This is a genomic window from Planktothrix sp. PCC 11201 (genome assembly GCF_900009135.1).
Lineage (GTDB): Bacteria > Cyanobacteriota > Cyanobacteriia > Cyanobacteriales > Microcoleaceae > Planktothrix.
In genome coordinates this window covers 235577-252403 of record NZ_LT797693.1, presented here as the reverse complement: position 1 = coordinate 252403, position 16827 = coordinate 235577, and the positions used below count along the sequence as shown (strand labels likewise).

At 45.5% G+C, this 16827-nt stretch carries 29 protein-coding genes; all 29 read left to right on the top strand.

Going from position 1 to position 16827, the window contains the following annotated elements:
* The first annotated feature begins 12 nt into the window (after positions 1 to 12).
* On the top strand, positions 13 to 291 hold the full coding sequence (gene rpsS / locus PL11201_RS05975) for a 30S ribosomal protein S19 (protein ID WP_026786901.1): 279 nt from the start codon (positions 13 to 15) through the stop codon (positions 289 to 291).
* A 135-nt stretch (positions 292 to 426) separates the two neighbouring features.
* Positions 427 to 783 carry a 50S ribosomal protein L22 gene (rplV, locus tag PL11201_RS05970; protein WP_026786900.1) on the top strand — a complete coding sequence of 119 codons (357 nt, stop codon included), beginning with the start codon at positions 427 to 429 and terminating at the stop codon, positions 781 to 783.
* 65 nt (positions 784 to 848) lie between these two features.
* The gene (gene rpsC, locus PL11201_RS05965) at positions 849 to 1577 is read left to right on the top strand and encodes a 30S ribosomal protein S3 (protein ID WP_079677673.1); all 729 of its coding nucleotides are present in this window, start codon (positions 849 to 851) and stop codon (positions 1575 to 1577) included.
* Between the two features lie 75 nt (positions 1578 to 1652).
* Positions 1653 to 2078, top strand: coding sequence for a 50S ribosomal protein L16 (gene rplP, locus PL11201_RS05960; protein WP_026786898.1), 426 nt, complete (start codon positions 1653 to 1655; stop codon positions 2076 to 2078).
* A 58-nt stretch (positions 2079 to 2136) separates the two neighbouring features.
* Positions 2137 to 2364 (top strand): 50S ribosomal protein L29, encoded by a 228-nt coding sequence (gene rpmC, locus PL11201_RS05955; RefSeq protein ID WP_079677672.1) that lies wholly within the window; start codon positions 2137 to 2139, stop codon positions 2362 to 2364.
* 118 nt (positions 2365 to 2482) lie between these two features.
* Positions 2483 to 2740: a 30S ribosomal protein S17 gene (gene rpsQ / locus PL11201_RS05950; protein ID WP_079677671.1), complete on the top strand. Its 258-nt coding sequence runs from the start codon at positions 2483 to 2485 to the stop codon at positions 2738 to 2740.
* 38 nt (positions 2741 to 2778) lie between these two features.
* Positions 2779 to 3147: a 50S ribosomal protein L14 gene (gene rplN, locus PL11201_RS05945; RefSeq protein WP_026786895.1), complete on the top strand. Its 369-nt coding sequence runs from the start codon at positions 2779 to 2781 to the stop codon at positions 3145 to 3147.
* On the top strand, positions 3147 to 3500 hold the full coding sequence (rplX, locus tag PL11201_RS05940; RefSeq protein WP_079677670.1) for a 50S ribosomal protein L24: 354 nt from the start codon (positions 3147 to 3149) through the stop codon (positions 3498 to 3500). The genes rplN and rplX overlap by 1 nt, the downstream gene beginning before the upstream one ends.
* Before the next feature lie 92 nt (positions 3501 to 3592).
* On the top strand, positions 3593 to 4144 hold the full coding sequence (gene rplE / locus PL11201_RS05935; RefSeq protein WP_079677669.1) for a 50S ribosomal protein L5: 552 nt from the start codon (positions 3593 to 3595) through the stop codon (positions 4142 to 4144).
* A gap of 18 nt (positions 4145 to 4162) precedes the next feature.
* Positions 4163 to 4564 carry a 30S ribosomal protein S8 gene (gene rpsH / locus PL11201_RS05930; RefSeq protein ID WP_079677668.1) on the top strand — a complete coding sequence of 134 codons (402 nt, stop codon included), beginning with the start codon at positions 4163 to 4165 and terminating at the stop codon, positions 4562 to 4564.
* Positions 4565 to 4708: 144 nt separating this feature from the next.
* Entirely contained in the window at positions 4709 to 5257 is a 549-nt protein-coding gene (gene rplF, locus PL11201_RS05925; protein WP_079677667.1) for a 50S ribosomal protein L6, read from the top strand.
* A 3-nt stretch (positions 5258 to 5260) separates the two neighbouring features.
* On the top strand, positions 5261 to 5623 hold the full coding sequence (gene rplR / locus PL11201_RS05920; RefSeq protein ID WP_079677666.1) for a 50S ribosomal protein L18: 363 nt from the start codon (positions 5261 to 5263) through the stop codon (positions 5621 to 5623).
* 156 nt (positions 5624 to 5779) lie between these two features.
* Entirely contained in the window at positions 5780 to 6322 is a 543-nt protein-coding gene (rpsE, locus tag PL11201_RS05915) for a 30S ribosomal protein S5 (RefSeq protein WP_079677665.1), read from the top strand.
* A gap of 39 nt (positions 6323 to 6361) precedes the next feature.
* Complete coding sequence (gene rplO / locus PL11201_RS05910; RefSeq protein ID WP_079677664.1) at positions 6362 to 6832, top strand: 50S ribosomal protein L15; 471 nt, start codon at positions 6362 to 6364, stop codon at positions 6830 to 6832.
* 89 nt (positions 6833 to 6921) lie between these two features.
* Complete coding sequence (secY, locus tag PL11201_RS05905) at positions 6922 to 8229, top strand: preprotein translocase subunit SecY (protein ID WP_079677663.1); 1308 nt, start codon at positions 6922 to 6924, stop codon at positions 8227 to 8229.
* Positions 8226 to 8798, top strand: a complete 573-nt coding sequence (locus PL11201_RS05900) for an adenylate kinase (protein ID WP_079677662.1) — start codon at positions 8226 to 8228, stop codon at positions 8796 to 8798. The genes secY and PL11201_RS05900 overlap by 4 nt, the downstream gene beginning before the upstream one ends.
* A 314-nt stretch (positions 8799 to 9112) precedes the next feature.
* Positions 9113 to 9337, top strand: coding sequence for a translation initiation factor IF-1 (gene infA, locus PL11201_RS05890; protein ID WP_008191178.1), 225 nt, complete (start codon positions 9113 to 9115; stop codon positions 9335 to 9337).
* A 103-nt stretch (positions 9338 to 9440) separates the two neighbouring features.
* Complete coding sequence (gene rpmJ / locus PL11201_RS05885; RefSeq protein WP_071782548.1) at positions 9441 to 9554, top strand: 50S ribosomal protein L36; 114 nt, start codon at positions 9441 to 9443, stop codon at positions 9552 to 9554.
* A 314-nt stretch (positions 9555 to 9868) separates the two neighbouring features.
* Positions 9869 to 10249 (top strand): 30S ribosomal protein S13, encoded by a 381-nt coding sequence (gene rpsM, locus PL11201_RS05880; protein ID WP_079677660.1) that lies wholly within the window; start codon positions 9869 to 9871, stop codon positions 10247 to 10249.
* A gap of 92 nt (positions 10250 to 10341) precedes the next feature.
* On the top strand, positions 10342 to 10734 hold the full coding sequence (gene rpsK, locus PL11201_RS05875) for a 30S ribosomal protein S11 (protein WP_026786884.1): 393 nt from the start codon (positions 10342 to 10344) through the stop codon (positions 10732 to 10734).
* A 135-nt stretch (positions 10735 to 10869) separates the two neighbouring features.
* Complete coding sequence (locus tag PL11201_RS05870) at positions 10870 to 11829, top strand: DNA-directed RNA polymerase subunit alpha (protein WP_200816717.1); 960 nt, start codon at positions 10870 to 10872, stop codon at positions 11827 to 11829.
* Between the two features lie 162 nt (positions 11830 to 11991).
* A complete protein-coding gene (gene rplQ, locus PL11201_RS05865; protein ID WP_079677658.1) occupies positions 11992 to 12342 on the top strand; it encodes a 50S ribosomal protein L17 in 351 nt (116 codons plus the stop codon).
* Between the two features lie 188 nt (positions 12343 to 12530).
* On the top strand, positions 12531 to 13334 hold the full coding sequence (truA, locus tag PL11201_RS05860) for a tRNA pseudouridine(38-40) synthase TruA (protein WP_200816709.1): 804 nt from the start codon (positions 12531 to 12533) through the stop codon (positions 13332 to 13334).
* Positions 13335 to 13408: 74 nt separating this feature from the next.
* Positions 13409 to 13867, top strand: a complete 459-nt coding sequence (gene rplM / locus PL11201_RS05855; protein ID WP_079677656.1) for a 50S ribosomal protein L13 — start codon at positions 13409 to 13411, stop codon at positions 13865 to 13867.
* On the top strand, positions 13867 to 14280 hold the full coding sequence (gene rpsI / locus PL11201_RS05850; RefSeq protein ID WP_079677655.1) for a 30S ribosomal protein S9: 414 nt from the start codon (positions 13867 to 13869) through the stop codon (positions 14278 to 14280). Before rplM ends, rpsI begins: the two co-directional genes overlap by 1 nt.
* 47 nt (positions 14281 to 14327) lie before the next feature.
* Entirely contained in the window at positions 14328 to 14570 is a 243-nt protein-coding gene (locus tag PL11201_RS05845) for a hypothetical protein (RefSeq protein WP_339394352.1), read from the top strand.
* Positions 14571 to 14617: 47 nt separating this feature from the next.
* Entirely contained in the window at positions 14618 to 14845 is a 228-nt protein-coding gene (rpmE, locus tag PL11201_RS05840; protein WP_079677654.1) for a 50S ribosomal protein L31, read from the top strand.
* 201 nt (positions 14846 to 15046) lie between these two features.
* A complete protein-coding gene (gene prfA, locus PL11201_RS05835; RefSeq protein ID WP_079677653.1) occupies positions 15047 to 16156 on the top strand; it encodes a peptide chain release factor 1 in 1110 nt (369 codons plus the stop codon).
* Positions 16157 to 16283: 127 nt separating this feature from the next.
* Complete coding sequence (locus tag PL11201_RS05830) at positions 16284 to 16685, top strand: response regulator (protein ID WP_079677652.1); 402 nt, start codon at positions 16284 to 16286, stop codon at positions 16683 to 16685.
* Positions 16686 to 16827 lie beyond the last annotated feature (142 nt).

Below are 16827 nucleotides of genomic sequence, written 5' to 3'. Positions count from 1 at the left end.
AATAAATTAACTATGTCTCGTTCACTTAAAAAAGGCCCCTTTGTGGCTGATCATCTTCTGAGCAAAGTTGAAAAACTCAATGCTAAAGGAGAAAAACAGGTAATTAAAACCTGGTCAAGAGCATCAACGATTATTCCTCAAATGGTGGGTCATACGATCGCCGTCCACAACGGCAGACAACACGTTCCTGTGTTTCTGACGGAACAAATGGTGGGTCACAAATTGGGAGAATTCGCTCCAACTCGTACCTTCCGAGGTCACGCTAAAAGTGACAAAAAAGCCCGCCGTTAACAGTAAACAGTAAACAGTAAATATTTTATTCACTGATAACTGATGAAGACGCGCTAATAGCCCACGGGCATCGCTGGCTATGAAGCACGTCCGATGAACTGATAACTGATAACTGATAATGCGGATACGTGAACTATGGCTATAGATACTAGCGCCGAGGTGAAGGCGATCGCTCGTTACATTCGGATGTCACCTCATAAAGTCAGACGAGTCTTGGATCAGATTCGAGGACGATCCTACCGGGAAGCTTTGATTATTTTGGAATTCATGCCTTATCGGTCTTGTGAGCCAATTCTCAAAGTTTTACGCTCTGCGGTTGCCAACGCAGAACACAATTCTGGTTTAGATCCAGCCAGTTTAGTGATTTCCCAGGCTTACGCGGATCAAGGGCCAACCATTAAACGGTTTAGACCTCGCGCCCAGGGTCGTGCCTACCAAATTAGAAAGCCGACTTGTCATATTGTGGTTGCCGTCGCTCCAGCCACGGAGTAGGGAATTGCAATCAGCAGCAAGTGCGAGTGGGACATTCTAACTCTTTTCTAAAAAAGAATTGAAACATGGGACAAAAAATTAATCCTATTGGGTTCCGGTTAGGAATTACCCAAGAACATCGATCTCGTTGGTTTGCGGATTCCAAACAGTATCCTGAACTGTTACAAGAAGACCATACGATTCGGGAGTATGTTCGCAAGGAATTGAGTAATGCCGGAATTTCTAAAATCCGAATTGAACGCAAAGCCGATCAAGTTGACTTAGAAATTCATACCGCCAGACCGGGTGTGGTGGTGGGTCGTGGGGGAGCAGGAATTGAAACCCTGCGTCTGGGTCTCCAGAAAAAACTCGGCAATAATCGCCAAATTCGGATCAACGTGGTGGAAGTTGCCAAGGTTGATGCGGATGCTACCTTAATTGCCGAGTATATCGCCCAACAACTGGAAAAACGGGTTTCCTTCCGTCGAGTCGTGCGTCAAGCCATTACCCGGGCACAGAAAGCCGGAATTGAAGGAATCAAAATTCAAGTCAGCGGTCGGTTGAACGGAGCAGAAATCGCTCGAACTGAATGGACTCGCGAAGGGAGAGTACCTTTACATACCCTACGGGCTGATATTGACTACGCTTACTGCACAGCGTTGACTATTTACGGCATTCTCGGCGTTAAAGTTTGGGTCTTTAAGGGCGAAATTATCCCAGGACAAGAGGAATTAGCGAATTCTCCGACCAATCAACCCCGTCGGAATCGGCAACCTCGTCGTCAAAAATATGACGACCGTTCTAACGAAGGATAAAAGGATTGTTGTCTGTTATCTATTTACTGATAACTGATAATGCGGATACGTTATTACTGATTATCGGATTCGATCATGTTAAGTCCAAGAAGAACAAAATTCCGCAAACAACAGCGTGGCCGCATGAGAGGTCAAGCGACCCGCGGTAATGATCTAAATTTCGGTGATTTCGCACTGCAAGCTTTAGAACCCTGTTGGATTACCTCTCGCCAAATCGAAGCAGCCCGTCGAGCCATGACTCGCTATATTCGTCGGGGTGGAAAAATTTGGATTCGGATTTTCCCTGATAAACCCGTGACCATGAGAGCCGCAGAAACCCGGATGGGTTCTGGTAAAGGTGCTCCTGAGTATTGGGTGGCTGTGGTTAAACCCGGTCGCGTATTATTTGAAATTGCCGGAGTTACCGAAGAAATTGCCCGAGAAGCAATGCGGTTAGCGGCATTTAAATTACCGATCAAAACCAAATTTATTGCCCGCCCCGTGGACGAAGAAGCTCAATAAAGGTGCTGTTAACCATTAACCGTTAACGGCTAACTGTCAATCACACACCGACTCTGTTATGTCTTTTCCTAAAATCGAAGAAGCAAGACAGTTAAATGATGAAGAACTGTCTGAGCAAATCTTAGACATCAAAAAACAATTGGCTAACCTGCGATTACTCAAAGCAACCGGGCGTTTAGAAAAACCCCACGAGTTCAAGCATACGCGCCATCGTTTAGCCCAATTAAAAACGGTGGAACGGGAACGCCAAATCAGTAATCAGTTATCAGTAATTAGTGATCAGTGAAAAGTTAATCGTTATCAACTCTGGGAACAGAACTGATAACTAAAAACCAAAAACCAAAAACTGATAACTGATGATTGATGACTGGTGACTGATAACTGATTTTGGAGAGATTTGCACTATGGCAGTAAAAGAAAAAGTTGGCTTGGTCGTGAGTAACAAAATGGATAAAACGGTGGTTGTAACGGTAGAAAACCGTTCTCCCCATCCTAAATACGGCAAAATTGTTGTCAAAACGAAACGATATAAAGCCCACGACGAAAACAACCAATGTCAAGAAGGGGATAGAGTTCGTATTTCTGAAACTCGCCCTTTAAGCAAAACAAAGCGCTGGAATGTGGTCGAAATTCTAGGCGGTAATGACAAAACCAATCTGTAGGGATTTGGGTATTACTTGAGAAAGAAAAACGGGAGATCATGATTCAAGTCCAAACAATTCTCAATGTTGCTGACAATAGCGGTGCGCGGAAACTAATGTGTATTCGCGTTTTAAAAGGGGGTAACTGTCGCTATGGCGGAATCGGCGATGTGATCATTGCGGTGGTCAAAGATGCTATTCCCAATATGGCGGTGAAAAGATCCGATGTAGTTCGGGCTGTAATCGTCCGTACTCGTCATAGTTTACGTCGAGATAGTGGCATGAGCATTCGGTTTGATGACAATGCGGCTGTGATTATCAACGCAGACGGTAATCCCAGAGGCACTCGTGTATTCGGCCCTGTAGCTCGGGAACTACGGGATAAGAATTTCACGAAAATTGTTTCCCTTGCACCGGAGGTTCTGTAATGTCCAAAAAAACCACATCTAATCAGCCCGCACGCTATAAAATGCACGTAAAAAAAGGCGATACCGTGCAGGTGATTACGGGTAGCGATAAAGGAAAAGTCGGAGAGATTATTCGGGTTCTTCCCAAAGCCAGTAAAGTCGTTGTTAAGGATGTTAACGTGAGAACCAAGCACGTTAAACCTCGTCAAGAGGGAGAATCCGGTCAGATTACGACTTTTGAAGCCCCAGTTCACAGTTCTAATGTGATGCTGTATTCCACCAAAGAAAACGTTGCCAGTCGGGTGTGTTACACCTTTACCGAAGACGGACGTAAGGTGAGAATGCTGAAAAAAACGGGTGAAATTATCGATTAAACCCATTGTCCGCTAACTGTTAAACGTTAACGGTCAACCCTCAATTGTCAACCATCCTGACAAAGCCCAGGATTTATAAAGAGCAACTCACTATGGTAGCTAAACTCAAGACTGTCTACTTGGACAAAATCGTCCCAAAAATGATGGAGCAGTTCCAATATGAGAACATCCATCAGGTTCCTAAGATTGTTAAAGTCACAATCAATCGGGGTTTAGGTGAAGCCTCTCAAAATGCTAAAGCATTAGAGTCCTCCCTGAATGAATTGGCGGTGATTACCGGACAAAAACCCGTGGTCACAAGAGCCACAAAAGCCATTGCTGGATTCAAAGTTCGCAAAGGAATGCCCGTTGGTGTGATGGTGACCCTGCGTGCAGAACGGATGTATGCCTTCTTAGACCGACTGATAAATTTATCCCTGCCTCGGATTCGTGACTTTCGGGGTGTGAGTGGAAAAAGTTTTGATGGTCGGGGTAACTACAGTTTGGGTGTCCGAGAACAACTGATCTTTCCTGAAATCAGCTATGACAGTATTGATCAAATTCGAGGCTTAGATATTTCAATTGTCACCACGGCAAAAACCGATGAAGAAGGGCGAGCCTTGCTCAAAGAAATGGGAATGCCTTTTCGGGAAAGCGGTGTGTAGTAAAGTAACGAGGAAACTATGGCGGCAAACGATACCATTGCGGATATGTTGACGCGCATTCGCAATTCTTGCATGGCGCGGCATCAAACTACACAAATTCCTTCTACAAGAATGACTCGTAGTATAGCCCAAGTTCTCAAACAAGAGGGCTTTATTGCAGACTTTGAGGAAACAGGCGAAGGCATTAAAAAATACTTGGTGGTCTCCCTCAAGTACAACTCCAAAACCAAAGCTCCAACCATCCAGAAATTACAGCGAGTCAGCCGACCGGGTTTGCGAGTGTATCGCAACCGCAAAGAACTCCCTCGCGTCTTAGGTGGCATCGGTGTAGCAATTATTTCTACGTCTTGTGGGGTCATGACTGACCGAGAAGCCCGACGCCAAGGTGTTGGTGGTGAAGTGCTTTGCTACATCTGGTAAAAAGTTCGCGCATCTCGCTTGTCAGACTTCGGGTTTACTGGTTTCAAAGCCATATATTTTGTCTCGGTGTCTCGGTGAACAGTCAAACGAGCGCGATTAGAACTAATCCAACCCTTTTCTATTCGAGAATTGAAATAAATAACTATGTCTAGGATTGGTAAACGTCCAATTTCTGTACCCCCCGCCGTCACCCTAACCATTAATGGTCAACAGGTTATAGTTAAAGGCCCCAAGGGTGAACTCTCCCGTGTGCTTCCCCCTGAAGTTGTGGTCGAACAGGACGGAGGAATCGTTAACGTCAAACGAGCCTCCGAGTCTCGCACGGCTCGTCAACGCCATGGCCTCTGTCGAACCCTGGTATCTAATATGGTTGAAGGGGTTTCTAATGGCTTTGAACGCCGTTTAGAAATCCAAGGGGTCGGTTATCGGGCAGCGGTGCAAGGTACAAACCTGGTGTTAAACGTCGGTTATAGCAAACCCGTGGAAATGATTCCCCCGGAAGGTATTCGCGTTGCTGTTGAAAATAACACTAATGTGATTATTAGCGGGATTGACAAGGAAATTGTCGGCAATATGGCCGCCAAGGTTCGTGCCGTGCGTCCCCCTGAACCCTATAAAGGCAAAGGCATTCGTTATCAAGGCGAAGTGGTCAGACGTAAAGCTGGTAAAACTGGTAAGGGTGGGAAAAAATAAACTATGAAACTAACTCGTCAAGAATCCCGGGATCGTCGTCATCGGAGAGTTCGGGTCAAGGTCTTTGGAACCGCTGAACGGCCTAGATTAGCAGTGTTTCGCTCCAACCATCACATTTATGTGCAGGTGATTGATGATACAAAACATCACACCTTAGTCGCAGCCTCTACCGTAGAACCTGATTTTAAATCCGCAGATTCATCCGGGGCAACCTGTGATGCTTCTGTCAAAATCGGGCAATTAATTGCTGAACGGGCTGTGGCTAAAGGCATTAAGAAGGTGGTATTTGATCGGGGTGGATATATATATCACGGTCGCGTTAAAGCTCTAGCTGATGCAGCCCGAGAAGCTGGATTAGACTTCTAATAGTAAACAGTAAACAGTCAATCAAATAAAATAGAAGTTATTGTTAATCAACCATGAATGACGACAACAACCTAAATGATTACTGATTACTGATGACTGATCGGGCTAGGAGACCTTGCCCCTACTGAAATCAACGTTGTTCAGGATATTCAAACTATGGCAGAGCAGCAGCAACAGCGGCGCAACAACAAAAAAGGTAGCCGCACCAAAGAAAAAGAAGTCGAGTGGCAAGAACGGGTTGTACAAATCCGTCGTGTCACTAAGGTGGTGAAGGGCGGTAAAAAACTCAGCTTTCGGGCTGTAGTCATCGTCGGGAATGAAAAGGGTCAAGTTGGCGTAGGTGTGGGTAAAGCCGCCGATGTGATTGGAGCCGTTAAAAAAGGCGTTGCCGATGGCCGCAAAAACGTGATCGAGGTTCCTTTAACCAAATCCAACTCTATTCCCCATCCGATCAACGGGGCAGGGGGAGGTGCTCAAGTGATGATGCGTCCAGCCTCTCCTGGGACGGGGGTAATTGCCGGTGGAGCCGTCCGTACCGTTTTAGAACTCGCTGGCGTTCGGAATATCTTGGCTAAACAACTCGGTTCTAGTAATCCTCTGAATAACGCCAGAGCCACCATTGACGCTTTGCAATCATTACGCACCCTCGCGGATGTAGCTAAAGAGCGGGGAGTTCCCATTGAGCATCTTTATGCTTAATTCCGTTGTCCATCTGAAACTGTTCAAGTATAAGCAATCATGAGACTCAACGATGCTATACCCAAACCAGGCTCTCGCAAACGCGGACGTCGCCTAGGTCGTGGGATCTCTGCTGGTCAAGGTGCAAGCTGTGGTAAAGGGATGCGGGGGCAAAATTCCCGTTCCGGTCACAGCACCCGCCCTGGTTTTGAAGGCGGTCAAAACCCTCTGTATCGACGCCTTCCCAAACTTAAGGGATTTCCTCAAGTTAATCGGAAACATTACACTACGATTAATGTAGGTGAATTGTCATCCCTGTCTGCCAATACAGAGGTTACTCTAGCTTACCTACTAGAAGCGGGACTCCTAACCGCAAGTCGTGGCCCTCTAAAAATTTTAGGGCATGGGGAACTCAATGTCGCCCTTAGCATAGAAGCGGCTGCATTTACTCAAGGTGCTCGTACCAAAATTGAAGCCGCAGGCGGGACTTGTCAGTTATTAGTCAACAGTAAACAGTTATCGGTGGAATAGTTAATAGTTGTTGGCTATTAACTCTTAACTCTTAACTCTTAACTGATGACTGATAACTGATTACTGATAACTGATTGAGGTAGTCCTTCATGGTCGTTAGTCGAGACAAAGCGCCAACTGCACAGGAAACTTTCTTGCAGATGGCTCAAGCTGCTGGTCTAAGAGGTCGAATTCTAGTCACCATTGGCTTACTGCTCCTGGTGCGTGTGGGCGTGTTTCTACCGATTCCCGGTATTGATACGGCCAGTTTCCGAGCGGCAATTCAAAATAACCCGGTGATTGGATTCCTCGATTTATTTTCTGGAGGTGGCCTTTCGGCTCTGGGAATTTTTGCCCTGGGGATTTTGCCCTATATTAATGCCTCCATCATCATGCAGTTGATGACGGCGGCTTTACCCAGTCTGGAAGACCTACAAAAAAATGAGGGAGAAGCCGGACGCCGGAAGATTTCCCAAATTACTCGCTATGTGGCTTTAGGGTGGGCAGTGTTACAAAGCGTGGGGATCTCGATTTGGATTAATCCCTTTGCCAATAACCCTGGCCCCCTATTCCAAGTTCAAGTGGTTCTGGCACTTGTCGCCGGATCAATGTTTGTGATGTGGCTCTCGGAACTAATTACTGAACGCGGGATTGGTAACGGTGCTTCTTTACTGATTTTTCTGGGTATCGTAGCGGTTTTACCCACTTCTTTGGGTCAGACCCTAGAATTAGCCCAAAGTGGAGATCAAGCAATTGTCGGTCGGGTGATTCTTCTGTTGATTGTTTTCCTGGCGATGATCGTTGGGATTGTTTTTGTTCAGGAGGGAACTCGTCGAATTCCGATTGTTTCCGCCCGTCGGCAAGTTGGCAGAAAATTATACCGAGAAAAAACCAGCTATTTGCCTCTGCGATTAAATCAAGGGGGTGTGATGCCAATTATTTTTGCCTCGGCGGTTTTAGTTTTGCCCGCTTCTCTGTCTCAATTTACTAACAATCCAGTTCTGATTCAAATAGCAACGGCCCTAACTCCTAGTGGATCGACTCCCTGGCTGTATGCAGCTTTCTATTTGGTACTGATTGTGTTCTTTAGCTATTTCTACGCTTCATTAATTATGAATCCTGTAGATATGGCACAGAACCTGAAGAAAATGGGGGCGAGTGTTCCGGGGATTCGTCCGGGTCGCACCACCAGTGAGTATATTGAGCGAGTTTTAAATCGATTGACGTTTTTGGGAGCTATCTTTTTAGGTTTGGTTGCCATTATCCCCACGATCGTTGAGGGGGCCACACGGGTTCCCACTTTTCGGGGCTTTGGTGCCACATCTCTGCTGATTTTGGTGGGTGTAGCCATTGATACGGCGAAACAGGTGCAAACCTATGTGATTTCTCAACGATATGAAGGGATGGTGAAACGATAGTGCGTTTGATTTTTCTCGGGCCCCCAGGGGCAGGCAAAGGGACTCAAGCAGCCATTATAGCTGCGAGTTTTGGGGTTCCTCACATCTCGACGGGTGAAATTTTACGCACCCATGTCGGTGAAGAAACTGATCTGGGTCAAAAAGCTAAGGACTATATGGCTCAAGGTGAATTAGTCCCCGATCAATTGATTTTGGATATGGTGGAACATCGTCTTGAGGAGTCCGATGCTCAGAACGGTTGGATTTTGGATGGGTTTCCGAGGAATATTTCTCAGGCTGATTTTGTCGCAGCCCTTATTCTGAAGGTTGACAGGGAAGCTAAAAACAGCATCGGAGATCTGAAGGTGATTAACCTGGATGTTCCTGATCAGATTCTGGTAGAACGATTGTTAGCCAGAGGACGGAAGGATGACCACGAGGAAGTTATTCGTCACCGTTTACAAGTGTATCGGGAACAAACGGCTCCCTTAATTAATTACTATCTTGATCGCAATCAACTCCAATCTATCAATGGCAACCGTTCCATGGATGAGATTACTCAAGAGTTGAAACAGGTTGTTTCTGCTTAGTAAAAATTCTGGGTCGGTCAAGTTGCAACCCCTTTTAGGAATCAACAAAGCTACAAGTGCTAAGTTGAAAGTGATTGGGCTGAAGTTATTACTGCAAATACAGTCAATTGTCCGCCCCTCACCTATGGTTTTACCTTGGGTTTTAATGAAAATTAAAGCTAAGAGATTGACAAAAAACAGAGATTACGCTCCGATTTTTGATAAAATATGTTAAGAAATACGTTTAAACTCGGATTTCTGAATGTCATCAGATGAGCAAATCTCGGTCATTTGTTGATCGACGGGACGGATTGTTGAATTGAGGTAAAAACAACTTGGCTAAACAGGATCTGATTGAAATGGAAGGGACAGTCACTGAATCCCTTCCCAATGCTATGTTTCGCGTAGACCTAGATAATGGATTTAATGTCTTGGCCCACATCTCGGGAAAAATCCGCAGGAATTACATTAAAATTTTACCTGGAGATCGAGTCAAAGTGGAATTAACCCCCTATGACTTGACCAAAGGCAGAATCACCTATCGTTTACGCAAAAAATAGACGGAAATCTTACCCCTTATCCCAAAGGTTAAGGGTTAGAATAGATAAAAATCAGCTTTCAGTGATATAATAATAAATTTGTTGTAGCGTCGCTCTAATTGGCATGAAAGTTCGAGCATCAGTCCGCAAAATTTGTGAAAAGTGTCGTGTTATCCGCCGTCGCGGACGGGTAATGGTGATTTGTTCTAATCCCAAGCATAAGCAGCGCCAAGGTTAACACCCTAGGTCGTCCACTAGGGACGGATTATGAGTCTTGCTGAAACTAGAAAAACAGACGCTTACCAATTAAAATTCTGTGATTCAAGCCCTTACCTGAACAAGCTTCAACCCTTGTTAAGTCTCAAAAGTAGCTACAATCCCATTCCTTCCCAGATCAAAGGAAAGAATGTGCAGTTGAAATCAGTACAGTAGCTTCAACCTGCGTGCGTAGCCTCGGGCCATTCAGCAAATTGGGAATCCATTAATTGCCTATCATTTTACTGCATGATTTAGGCATTGTCGTTAGTTACATTTTAAAGGGAGACGTTCATTGTGGCACGGATAGCCGGAGTAGACCTTCCACGAGATAAGCGTGTTGAAATTGGTCTGACTTACATTTATGGAATTGGACTTTCGCGGTCTCAACAAATTCTTAAAGACTCGGGTGTTAATCCTGATACCCGGATTAAAGATCTAAATGATGCTGATGTGGCAGCCCTACGGGCAGCCATCCAACTGTATCAGGTAGAGGGAGATCTGCGACGGGTGGAGGCGATGAACATTAAGCGCCTCATGGATATCGGCACCTATCGGGGTCGTCGCCATCGTTTAGGTTTACCTGTGCGGGGTCAACGCACCCGGACGAACGCTAGAACCCGTCGGGGTGTTCGCCGTACCGTTGCTGGTAAGAAAAAAGCGGCAGCTAAGAAATAATTAAGCCAGGCGTTTCAACTTACAAGAACTGCTGGTTAAACCCAAGCAGATCTCCTCAACTCACCGCAAAGAAAATCGTAAACGAGATTACTATGGCGCGACAAACGAAAAAAACAGGGCCTAAAAAGCAAAAACGTAATGTCCCGAATGGGTTGGCCTACATTCAATCCACCTTCAACAATACGATTGTAACGATTACCGATCCGAATGGGGAAGTCATTTCCTGGGCTTCTGCGGGGTCTACGGGGTTTAAAGGGGCGAAAAAAGGAACTCCTTTTGCTGCTCAAACCGCCGCAGAAAACGCCGGACGCCGAGCTAATGATCAAGGAATGCGTCAGGTTGAAGTGATGGTCAGCGGGCCAGGTGCAGGTAGAGAAACTGCGATTCGAGCCTTGCAAGGGGCTGGTTTAGAAATCACCTTGATTCGAGACATTACTCCAATTCCCCATAATGGTTGCCGTCCTCCCAAACGACGTCGCGTTTAATTAAAGCTTTTGATAGCGTTACAGACGTGGAAGTTAGTGTCTTGTCGAGGAAGAATGAATACTCAAGTTTAGTTTCATTCTTTGCCTTATACTGTCAATTCATTTTGGGGTTCAATGGAGAAGGGAGGTCCATCGGTGGCGCAGTTTAAGATTGAGTGTATTGAATCGAACACTGATACAGACCGGAGTCAGTACGGAAAATTCGTCTTAGAACCGTTAGAACGGGGTCAAGGGACAACGGTTGGTAATGCTCTAAGACGGGTTTTACTCTCGAACTTAGAAGGAACGGCGATTACATCAGCAAGGTTTGCCAATGTTAATCATGAGTTTGCAACGATTCGAGGGGTTAGGGAAGATGTTTTAGAGATTTTGCTGAACCTGAAAGAAGTTGTACTCAAAAGCTATACCCACCAAAAACAAATTGGTCGCTTAGAAGTTCAAGGTCCAGCGACGGTAACGGCGGGTCATTTTAAGCTGCCTTCAGAAGTTGAGGTCGTAGACAAAAACCAATATATCGCTACCCTATCCCCAGGATCAACCTTGGAAATGGAAGTCCAAGTTGATAAGGGGACTGGGTATCGCGCCGTTGAACGCAATCGGGACGAGGCAATTGCTTTGGATTTTCTCCAAATTGATGCCGTGTTCATGCCAGTACGGAAAGTGAATTACACCGTTGAGGATGCACGGGTCGGCGGAACTTTAGAAAAAGACCGCCTGATCATGGAGATTTGGACAAATGGGAGTTTAACGCCCCAAGAAGCCATCAGTCAATCCGCGACCATTCTGGTGGACTTGTTCACTCCGTTGAAAGACATCACCTTGGAATCAATCAAAAGTGACCAAAATAATGATGTTGATCCAACCAGTCAAATCCCGATTGAAGAACTACAGTTATCTGTTCGGGCTTATAACTGTCTCAAACGCGCTCAAATTAACTCGGTCGCAGACTTACGAGATTATACTCAGGAAGACCTATTAGAAATTAAAAACTTCGGTCAGAAGTCTGCGGAGGAGGTTATCGAGGCGTTACAAAAACGCCTAGGAATTACACTGCCTCAAGAAAGGGCATCTAAATCAGTCGTCAGTAATCAGTGATCAGTTATCAGTGTAGAGACGCCCCATGGCACGTCTTCTGTACCAGTCGTCAGGTAAAGAGTTAAAGATAGCTCATTAACTCTTGCACTGATTACTTTTAACTGATTACTTTTAACTGATAACTGATAAAACCACTCAATCATTTTCTACCAGAAGGTAATTATGCGTCATCGTTGTCGTGTTCCCCAATTGGGCAAACCTGCTGATCAGCGAAAAGCATTGCTGCGATCGCTGGCTACAGAACTGATTCGCCATGGCCGAATCACCACCACTAAAGTTAGAGCCAAAGCGGTACAATCGGAAGCAGAAAAAATGATTACCCTGGCTAAAGACGGCTCCTTGGCAGCCCGTCGCCAAGCCATGGGGTATATCTATGACAAACAACTGGTTCACTCGTTATTTGATGCGGCTCCATCACGGTATGGCTCTCGCAATGGGGGTTACACCCGGATTGTTAGAACCGTGAGCCGTCGGGGAGATAATGCCGAAATGGCAATTATTGAATTGGTGTAAACAGTTATCAGTTAACAGTTAATAGTAAACAGTTATCAGTGCAGGAGTTAATAATTAAATTCCTTACCTGATAACTCCTTAACTGATAACTGGTAGGGGCGGGTTCTTTTATATCTTTGTTAGTTACCTAAATCTCGATGAACCCGCCCCTACAACTGATAACTGTTTACTGATAACTGATTTATGTGATGGATCAACAGCGTATTGCCTTAGTGATTCAGTATCAGGGAACTCACTTTCAAGGTTGGCAGCGACAACCGAATCAACGGACAGTGCAGCAGGAAATTGAAACCGCGATCGCAACGGTAACTCAGGCTCCAGTGACACTCCACGCAGCGGGTCGCACCGATACGGGAGTTCATGCGGCGGCACAAGTGGCTCATTTTAATGCCCCTAGCTATATTCCTGACTATCGTTGGGCGACCATTCTCAATAACCGTTTATCGGAGGATGTGTTGATTCGGGCATCTGCCTCTGTTCCTAGCTCCTGGCACGCTAGGTTTTCAGCCAAATGGCGTCGATATCGGTACACCCTCTATACAGATGCTCGACCCAACCTATTTGTCCGGCCTTTCAGTTGGCATTACTATCATCATCCTTTGGATGAACAGTTAGTCCAAGCCGCCCTAGAACAGTTAGTGGGATATCACCACTTATCGGCGTTTCAACGGAGTGGAACCTCTCGCCCCCATGCTTGGGTAGATGTACAGTTTGTCAGTTGTCAACGCCAAAATTCCTTCATCCATATCGAAGTACAAGCCAGTGGATTTCTATACGGGATGATGAGATTGTTAGTCGGGTTACTGGTACAGGTGGGAAACGGGGAACGCTCCCTAGAGGAATTTCGGGACATCTGGACTCAAGAACGCCGAGAAGTTGTTAAATATGCAGCACCCGCCCAGGGACTTTGCTTATTGCGAGTCGGTTATCCAGAGTTTCCCTTTCCGCCTGACATTTGGTTTGATACCTTTCCTAAACTTGTCGTTGGTTGATGCACTGGCGGAGTAAAGTTTAATCCCTCAAAGGCTAACACCCCATTTATTCTTAAATTTAAGGACAATCAAGAATGAGCACAAAAACCTTCCTGCCTTCAGAAGCTTCCCTAGAACCCAAATGGTATGTTATCGATGCGGCTGACCAACGTTTGGGGCGTTTAGCCACTGAAGTTGCCCGAATTATTCGGGGCAAAAATAAACCCATTTACACCCCCCACATGGACACGGGTGACTTTGTAATTATTGTAAATGCGGAAAAAATTGAGGTCACCGGTAAAAAACGCAGTCAAAAACTATATCGTCGTCACTCCGGTAGACCGGGTGGGATGAAGACCGAAACCTTTGAAAAATTACAGGCCCGCATCCCAGAACGAATTATTGAGCAGGCGATTAAGGGGATGTTACCCAAAAATGCTTTAGGACGCAACCTGTTCACTAAACTCAAAGTTTATGCGGGGCCTGATCATCCCCATCAGGCTCAAAAACCTGAAACCTTAACCATCAATACTATTCCAACAGGAGGTAATTAATGCAAGCAACTGATAATGCAACACGCGCCGTTTACTGGGGAACTGGCCGTCGGAAGTCTTCCGTAGCAAGAGTTCGCCTAGTTCCGGGTACTGGTAAATTAACCATTAATGGTAAAGATGGGGATTTGTACCTACAATACAACCAGGGCTATTTAGTCGCGGCCAAGTCTCCCTTAGAAACCCTGGGCTTGGAAAATGACTATGATATTTTGGTCAATGCCAGTGGTGGTGGTTTAACTGGTCAAGCCGAGTCCATCCGTTTAGGAGTGGCTCGTGCCCTGTGTGAACTTAACCCAGATAACCGCAAACCTCTGAAAACCGAAGGGTACTTAACCCGTGACCCCCGGGCTACGGAGCGGAAAAAATATGGTTTACGCAAAGCGCGTAAAGCTCCTCAATACTCCAAACGTTAACTTACACCGCCGGGAAGTCCACCGCTCTACCTTTACCCAGGTTAGTGGTGGGAACAGAGATTGTTTCTATCAAGTCAGTGAGATGTTGTGGTACTGATCACGACCGAGATGGAAACGTAGCTATTAATATTAGAATAGAAGGCATTAGAATGCTAAAGACGGATGGTGCAGCCGTTTCTGCTGTAGGAGGGGATGTTAGACCAAAAGGGGGACGCAAGTCTGTCTTGAGGCATTCTCCTGTGAGTACAGAAGCCGACACTGTACTTGGTACTTCAAGTCAGTGTGGGTAGTTCACAATTGTTAGTTAACAACTCGTAAAAATTAAAACGTCAAAACCATGCCTAAACCTGGTATTCACCCTGAATGGTATCCAGAAGCCGAAGTCTATTGTAACGGTGTATTAGTCACCACCGTTGGTTCTACCCAGCCTCGACTTAATGTTGATGTGTGGTCAGGAAATCATCCTTTCTACACCGGGAATCAAAAAATCCTAGACACAGAGGGACGAGTTGAGCGCTTCCTGCGGAAATATGGTATGACCGAAGATAAGCAATCCCAGAAATAGCAAGGTTGTCGTTTGTCCGTCGTTAGTTGTCTGTAGCGTTAACGCTCCTTCAACTGACTGCTTTAAATCATTAGAGCAAACAGGGCTGATTTCAAGTTGAATTCATCCCATCTAGGCTCTCAATCAGATTTAGATAACCTGGGCGGCTAAATAAATCTTGAATTTCTGACAACTGACAACTGACAAAGGACAACTGAGATTATGGCTGATGCTTATCTTGTCGATAAACTCAAATCGATTGAACAAACCTTTAATGAGTTAACCCTCCGTTTAGCTGACCCTGATGTGGCCACTGACCCCGATGAATTTCAACGGGTGGCTATGGCTCGTTCCTCGATGGAAGAAATTGTTTTAGCTTATCAGGACTGGAAAACGGCTCAAGAAGAACTTCTCGGCTCTCGTCAGGTCATGAAAGAAGCCGGGGATGACCTGGAAATGCGGGAAATGGCTTCTTTGGAAGTGGCGGAGTTGGAAGCTAAAATTAGTCGGCTGGAAATTCTTCTGAAAGTCCTGTTACTGCCCCGTGACCCTAACGATGATAAAAATATCATGTTGGAAATTCGGGCGGGAACTGGAGGGGAAGAAGCCAGTATTTGGGCGGGAGATTTAGTCCGAATGTACACCCGATATGCCGAAAGTCAGGGCTGGCGGGTGAGTATGGTCAGTGAGTCCGTCGCCGATATGGGGGGCTTTAAGGAGGCTATTTTAGAAATTCAAGGGGACAGTGTTTACAGCAAACTCAAGTTTGAGGCGGGAGTTCATCGAGTTCAGAGGGTTCCGGTAACGGAAGCGGGCGGTCGGGTTCATACTTCTACTGCAACGGTGGCGATCATGCCTGAAGTTGATGAAGTGGAAATAGCTATTGACCCCAAGGATATTGAGATGACCACGGCTCGTTCCGGGGGGGCAGGTGGCCAAAATGTCAACAAGGTGGAAACGGCCGTTGACCTGTTCCATAAACCTTCGGGGATTCGGATTTTCTGTACGGAAGAACGGAGTCAACTAAAAAACCGAGAACGGGCAATGCAGATTTTACGCGCCAAGTTGTACGAAGCCAAACTGCGGGAACAACAGGAGGCCGTAACTTCCATGCGACGTTCCCAGGTGGGAACCGGGTCACGTTCTGAAAAAATTCGGACTTATAACTATAAAGATAGTCGAGTTACGGATCACCGCTTAGGTGAAAACTTCACTCTAGCTACGATTTTGGAAGGAAGTTTGGAAAGTGTACTCAGTGCCTGTATTGTTAAGGATCAAGAGGAAAGATTAGCCGAATTAGCAAATTCCACATCCAGTCCAGTTTCCGTGTAATTGAAAGAGTTTTGGCTTTGATGTTGTGATTATATTCACTAATTGAGTAAGCCCTGGATGCGGAAAGTGCGAGAACTCTTTGGAGTCTCGCCTTTTTTATAAATAAGTTTTTATCAGAGATAAAAGTATGCCTGGAAGCAAACTGAAACTCATGGTGGTTGATGATGAGCGAGATAATCTCGATCTGCTCTATCGGACATTCCGGCGGGAATTTCAGGTATTTAGAGCCGATAGTCCTTCGGGGGCGATGGATATTCTTGATCAGGAAGGAGAAATGGCGGTAATCATTTCTGACCAAAGTATGCCCGAAATGACCGGGATTGAGTTTTTTAGCCGAGTCACCCAGCTTTTTCCTGATACCATTAGGATTCTGCTCACGGGTTATTCTGAAGATGCTTTAGATGTCGATTCTGTAACCATGGCGGCGGCTGATATTTTCAAGTGTATTACCAAGCCTTGGGATACTGAAGATTTTAAACAAATTATTCAGAAGGCGGTAGAAACCTATAAAAACAGTAAAGGGAGGTAAAAATTAAAGCTAATACTTCAGAGGTTAAAAAAGTTTTTGACTTAAAATTTAGCCTTAAAAAATAGAGTTAATAAGGTTAAAAATATTTAAGTTTACTTCAATTTATTAAGACAATATTCATCTTATTATAGTCAAGGAGATT

Coding starts and splice junctions, on each gene's coding strand:
- rpsS (WP_026786901.1), top strand. CDS start 13: ATGTCTCGTTCACTTAAAAAAGGCCCCTTTGTGGCTGATCATCTTCTG.
- rplV (WP_026786900.1), top strand. CDS start 427: ATGGCTATAGATACTAGCGCCGAGGTGAAGGCGATCGCTCGTTACATT.
- rpsC (WP_079677673.1), top strand. CDS start 849: ATGGGACAAAAAATTAATCCTATTGGGTTCCGGTTAGGAATTACCCAA.
- rplP (WP_026786898.1), top strand. CDS start 1,653: ATGTTAAGTCCAAGAAGAACAAAATTCCGCAAACAACAGCGTGGCCGC.
- rpmC (WP_079677672.1), top strand. CDS start 2,137: ATGTCTTTTCCTAAAATCGAAGAAGCAAGACAGTTAAATGATGAAGAA.
- rpsQ (WP_079677671.1), top strand. CDS start 2,483: ATGGCAGTAAAAGAAAAAGTTGGCTTGGTCGTGAGTAACAAAATGGAT.
- rplN (WP_026786895.1), top strand. CDS start 2,779: ATGATTCAAGTCCAAACAATTCTCAATGTTGCTGACAATAGCGGTGCG.
- rplX (WP_079677670.1), top strand. CDS start 3,147: ATGTCCAAAAAAACCACATCTAATCAGCCCGCACGCTATAAAATGCAC.
- rplE (WP_079677669.1), top strand. CDS start 3,593: ATGGTAGCTAAACTCAAGACTGTCTACTTGGACAAAATCGTCCCAAAA.
- rpsH (WP_079677668.1), top strand. CDS start 4,163: ATGGCGGCAAACGATACCATTGCGGATATGTTGACGCGCATTCGCAAT.
- rplF (WP_079677667.1), top strand. CDS start 4,709: ATGTCTAGGATTGGTAAACGTCCAATTTCTGTACCCCCCGCCGTCACC.
- rplR (WP_079677666.1), top strand. CDS start 5,261: ATGAAACTAACTCGTCAAGAATCCCGGGATCGTCGTCATCGGAGAGTT.
- rpsE (WP_079677665.1), top strand. CDS start 5,780: ATGGCAGAGCAGCAGCAACAGCGGCGCAACAACAAAAAAGGTAGCCGC.
- rplO (WP_079677664.1), top strand. CDS start 6,362: ATGAGACTCAACGATGCTATACCCAAACCAGGCTCTCGCAAACGCGGA.
- secY (WP_079677663.1), top strand. CDS start 6,922: ATGGTCGTTAGTCGAGACAAAGCGCCAACTGCACAGGAAACTTTCTTG.
- rpmJ (WP_071782548.1), top strand. CDS start 9,441: ATGAAAGTTCGAGCATCAGTCCGCAAAATTTGTGAAAAGTGTCGTGTT.
- rpsK (WP_026786884.1), top strand. CDS start 10,342: ATGGCGCGACAAACGAAAAAAACAGGGCCTAAAAAGCAAAAACGTAAT.
- rplQ (WP_079677658.1), top strand. CDS start 11,992: ATGCGTCATCGTTGTCGTGTTCCCCAATTGGGCAAACCTGCTGATCAG.
- truA (WP_200816709.1), top strand. CDS start 12,531: ATGGATCAACAGCGTATTGCCTTAGTGATTCAGTATCAGGGAACTCAC.
- rplM (WP_079677656.1), top strand. CDS start 13,409: ATGAGCACAAAAACCTTCCTGCCTTCAGAAGCTTCCCTAGAACCCAAA.
- rpsI (WP_079677655.1), top strand. CDS start 13,867: ATGCAAGCAACTGATAATGCAACACGCGCCGTTTACTGGGGAACTGGC.
- rpmE (WP_079677654.1), top strand. CDS start 14,618: ATGCCTAAACCTGGTATTCACCCTGAATGGTATCCAGAAGCCGAAGTC.
- prfA (WP_079677653.1), top strand. CDS start 15,047: ATGGCTGATGCTTATCTTGTCGATAAACTCAAATCGATTGAACAAACC.
- PL11201_RS05830 (WP_079677652.1), top strand. CDS start 16,284: ATGCCTGGAAGCAAACTGAAACTCATGGTGGTTGATGATGAGCGAGAT.